Source organism: Gelidibacter sp., from assembly GCF_039916245.1.
Classification (GTDB): domain Bacteria; phylum Bacteroidota; class Bacteroidia; order Flavobacteriales; family Flavobacteriaceae; genus Gelidibacter.
In genome coordinates, this window is sequence record NZ_JBDSLS010000135.1 from 1 (window position 1) to 4,107 (window position 4,107).

The window sequence follows — 4,107 nt, forward strand, 5'->3', positions numbered from 1 at the left end:
GCAATTATGGGCGAACAAAAACCCGACAACTTCTTTATGAGAAATCCGTATTTAATTGGTTGTTATATCTAGATGCTGATGTCCTACCAAAGTCTCAGGAATTTATTCAGAACTATTTAAACTTAACTTCCAAAGGTTACGATGCAGTTTACGGCGGCTGTGCTTACGGTAATATTCCGCCTAAAGAGTCTATGCTTTTACGATGGAAATATGGAAGAGCCAAAGAGGAAGTTGATGCAAACATCAGAAATCAAAAACCTTATAAAATTGTGGTTTCTGGCAATTTCATGATTAAAAGAAGCGTCTTTTCGTTAATCAATTCAAAGATTGTGGATTCTGGTTATGGGTTTGACATGTATTTTGGGGCCTTACTTAAAGCTAATCAAATCAAGGTTTTCCACATCAACAATGAGGTTTATCATTTAGGAGTTGAGTCGAGCACACAATTTCTATCAAAAACAAAAGAAGCAGTGAACACCTTGCTAAATCTTTATCAAAATGGGAAAATCACAAGTCATGACAACAGCTTATTGCACCTATTTATCTCTTTAAAAAAGAGCAAACTATGTGGTCTATTTAGCACTATTTATAAAAAATCACATAAAAGAATGGAGCGTAACTTATTGGGTAAAAATCCATCCATAGCACGTTTTCAATTGTATAAAATATCATATATGTGTTTCAAATACAAGAATCACAACTCATAATGACACCTTTTTTCTCCATAATCATTCCACTTTATAATAAGGAAAAGCACATCAAAGCTACTATTGAAAGCGTCTTGGCACAAACTTTTCAGGACTTTGAAATCCTTGTGGTAAATGACGGGGCAACGGATAAAAGCAGAAGGATTGTTGAAGGTATTACAGATGGTCGGATTCAGTTATTTTCTATTGAAAACCAAGGCGTTTCCTACGCAAGAAATTACGGGATTGAAAAAGCATCATCAAATTTGATTGTATTTTTGGATGCCGATGATTTATGGACAACTGAGCACTTAGAAAATTTAAAGAAGCTTTACGAGACCTTTCCAAACTGCGGACTCTACGCCACTGCTTACGTCAAAAAAAGCAATCAAACTATTATTCCTTCGGTGTATCAACATATTTCAACTATAAAAAACTGGATGGGTATTGTTGATGATTATTTTAAAAGCAGCGTCATCAACAGTGTTGCTTGGACTTCAGCAGTCATGATCCCAAAATTAATTATAGATGATGTTGGAAACTTCAATGAAAATATCACGTTGGGTGCCGGTGAAGACACAGATTTATGGATCAGAATCGCTGTGAAATACCCTGTGGCTTTCAGCAATAAAGCAACAGCCATTCATAATTTACATTCCGACAATCGCATTTCCAATTCAAATACCAATTTGAGACAATTTATCGATTTAGATGTGTACGAAAACGCCGCTAAATCCAATCCTAGTTTAAAGAAATATTTAGATTTAAACCGATTCTCCATCGCCATTCAGTATAAGTTGGTTGGGAATGATGAGAAGGCAAAACATTTGATTGATGCAATGAACGTTGCCAATTTAAATGCAAAGCAACGCGCTTTATTAAAATTGAATCGTACTGGTTTAAAAGTAGCCTTGAAGGTAAAAAGCAAACTTCAGAATTCAGGGATTTTATGGAGTAGTTTTAGATAATTTGAAGTGCTCATAATCTCTTATGTAATCGGCTTCATCAAACACATCTGACGCCAAGACTAAACACACTGAACCAGATGAAAAGTTTTGCAACTCACGCCAAACCATTGTAGGAATCAATAATCCTATATTGGGTTTATTGAGCATGACCGTCTCCTTTTTTGCTCCGTTGTCCAATATCACTTCAAAACTTCCACTTACCGCGATCAATAATTCGTATTGTTCTTTATGGGCATGGCCACCTCTATAAGCACCGCTAGGAACATCATATAAATAATAGACACGTTTGATCTCAAAAGGAAAAGTCTGATTTTCAATAACTGACAGATTTCCTCTTGGATCCTCAATTTTAGGTAGTACTATTAATTTATGAGTCATGGATATTATCGATTTCCCCGGATTTACTCAGCGCTTTATATTTTGCAATTCCTTTTAATCCTATTCTAAATTTAGAGGACATTTGACTGAAAGTAATATAATCATTTCGATATATAAATAAAACATACTTCAGCAACCAAAGATAACTGAAATTGCCATAAAACCGATGTGCTACAGCTGACCTTGCAAATATGCCGTTGTCACTGCCCATAAGTTTTCCTGAATTTTCATTAGGATGTTGTACGATAACCTGAGACACATGAATCATTTTCAGACCTTTATTATAAGCATTTCGCAGAAAAACATACTCCTCTTCCCCTTTAAAGAATGCACCAAAACCAAAATGTATATTATAAAAAACACTGTTTTTAAGATAAATATCCCTTCTGAAAGAAATAACCCATGTGTAAATCTTTTTTAATGATTTTTGAGAGTGAATCCCCTCGGACGGATAATTGGTGTACTTATGCTGATCCTCATCAATCGCTTCAAAAGAAATCATCGCGGCATCTGGGTGTTTTAGAAAGGCATCTGTAATGATACTTTTGAGATTAGGTTGATAAACAATGTCGTCATCTGCCATCAAACAAATATCACAAGTTGCACTTCTAATGGCAAGGTTTCTACTTTTGGCAACCCCAAATTCAAAGCTATTGATAACCTTTATTTTATCAGAATCAGAAACAAGCTGTTTGTCGGGCGTAGTTTGATTAACAATTAAAATACTAAAATCTTCGTGACTATTATTCCTGAACATGTCCCATAGAAAATCCAAAGACGTCCGACACATGGTTGCCACTAGAATTTCAACACTAGGAAACTTAACTTCCATTCTTAGTCTTAATACAGTTAGTATTTAATATTTTTGAGAACAAATGTAATTGTTTTATGCGGATTTTATTGGTTGGCGAATACAGCAGGCTCCATAATTCCTTAAAGGAAGGCTTGACAGCGTTAGGTCATGAGGTAGTATTGGTTGGCAATAGAGATGGTTTCAAAGACTATCCTGTGGATATTTACATTAACCATTCGTTTCAAAATAAAACACTACACAAGCTTAAAGTAGGCGTTTATAAACTGACAGGAATCGATTTGGGTAGTATTGAAATAGCTTATAAAGTCAAAAAAAAATTAAAGACATTACAAAATTTCGATGTGATACAACTCATCAATGAATCGTCTTTTCAAATCCAGCCCAAAGATGAAATAAAGTTAATAGAACTTCTAAAATCAAAAACTGACAAACTCTATTTACTGTCCTGTAGCTATGATCACACCAATGTGAAATTCATGCTTAATAACGGCTTTAAATACAGTGCAATAACACCATACTTAAAAGATAACTCTTTAAAAGATTTTTATAAATTTAAGTTGCATTATGTCAATAAGGAATTCACTTTACTGCATCAATATGTCTATGGTGTTTTTACTGGTGTCATAGCTACTGATATGGATTACCATTTACCTTTGATAGATGATGTAAAATATCTTGGTCTCATTCCAAACCCAATCAACACAAATAAAATTGTTTATCAACCTTTAACTATTGAGGGCAAAATAAAAATTTTTCACGGCATCAATACGCATTCTGCGCTCACAAAAGGCAATATATTTTTCACTGAGTCTTTAGAAATTATTGAAGAAAAATATGGTAATCAAATTGAAATTGCAACAACATCAAATATTCCTTATAAAGACTACATCAAATTATACGATGATTGCCATATTTTATTAGATATGGTATATGCCTATGATCAAGGTTACAATGCTCTCGAAGCCATGGCCAAAGGGAAAGTGGTCTTTACAGGGGCTGAAAAAGAATGGTTGGATTATTATGGCTTAAAAGAAGACACCGTTGTGATTAATGCCTTACCAGATGTAGATTATTTAGTCGAAAAACTGAGTTGGCTGATCGAACATCCTGAAAAGATTATGGAGATTTCAAAAAACGCGAGGGCATTTGTTGAAAAAGAACATGATTACAAAAATGTGGCACAAAAATATCTGGACACCTGGATAAAAAATTAAAGTAATTCCTTTAGGATTTTTGCAGGAGAACCACCGATAACCACATT

5 protein-coding genes are annotated in these 4,107 nt (G+C 34.2%); 3 read left to right on the forward strand and 2 right to left on the reverse strand.

Translation table 11 applies throughout. The annotated features are described in order from the left end of the window. Window positions 1–707: glycosyltransferase family 2 protein (locus ABIQ28_RS06915; protein ID WP_348036146.1), on the forward strand; the 707-nt coding region annotated here is incomplete at its 5' end. Then, the gene (locus ABIQ28_RS06920; protein WP_348036147.1) at window positions 677–1,654 is read left to right on the forward strand and encodes a glycosyltransferase family 2 protein; all 978 of its coding nucleotides are present in this window, start codon (window positions 677–679) and stop codon (window positions 1,652–1,654) included. The genes ABIQ28_RS06915 and ABIQ28_RS06920, both read left to right, overlap by 31 nt. Here ABIQ28_RS06920 and ABIQ28_RS06925 read toward each other — a convergent pair. Further along, window positions 1,634–2,032, reverse strand: coding sequence for an FdtA/QdtA family cupin domain-containing protein (locus ABIQ28_RS06925; protein WP_348036148.1), 399 nt, complete (start codon window positions 2,030–2,032; stop codon window positions 1,634–1,636). The genes ABIQ28_RS06920 and ABIQ28_RS06925 overlap by 21 nt on opposite strands. Further along, window positions 2,022–2,864: a glycosyltransferase family A protein gene (locus ABIQ28_RS06930; protein WP_348036149.1), complete on the reverse strand. Its 843-nt coding sequence runs from the start codon at window positions 2,862–2,864 to the stop codon at window positions 2,022–2,024. Before ABIQ28_RS06930 ends, ABIQ28_RS06925 begins: the two co-directional genes overlap by 11 nt. 56 nt (window positions 2,865–2,920) lie before the next feature. Here ABIQ28_RS06930 and ABIQ28_RS06935 point away from each other — a divergent pair, with 56 nt between their 5' ends. Further along, window positions 2,921–4,060 carry a glycosyltransferase gene (locus ABIQ28_RS06935; RefSeq protein WP_348036150.1) on the forward strand — a complete coding sequence of 380 codons (1,140 nt, stop codon included), beginning with the start codon at window positions 2,921–2,923 and terminating at the stop codon, window positions 4,058–4,060. The last annotated feature ends 47 nt before the right edge of the window (window positions 4,061–4,107 follow it).

What these genes read in the sequence shown, in the direction of transcription:
- ABIQ28_RS06930 (WP_348036149.1), bottom strand. Translation starts at nt 2,864, where the DNA reads ATGGAAGTTAAGTTTCCTAGTGTTGAAATTCTAGTGGCAACCATGTGT.
- ABIQ28_RS06925 (WP_348036148.1), bottom strand. Translation starts at nt 2,032, where the DNA reads ATGACTCATAAATTAATAGTACTACCTAAAATTGAGGATCCAAGAGGA.
- ABIQ28_RS06935 (WP_348036150.1), top strand. Translation starts at nt 2,921, where the DNA reads ATGCGGATTTTATTGGTTGGCGAATACAGCAGGCTCCATAATTCCTTA.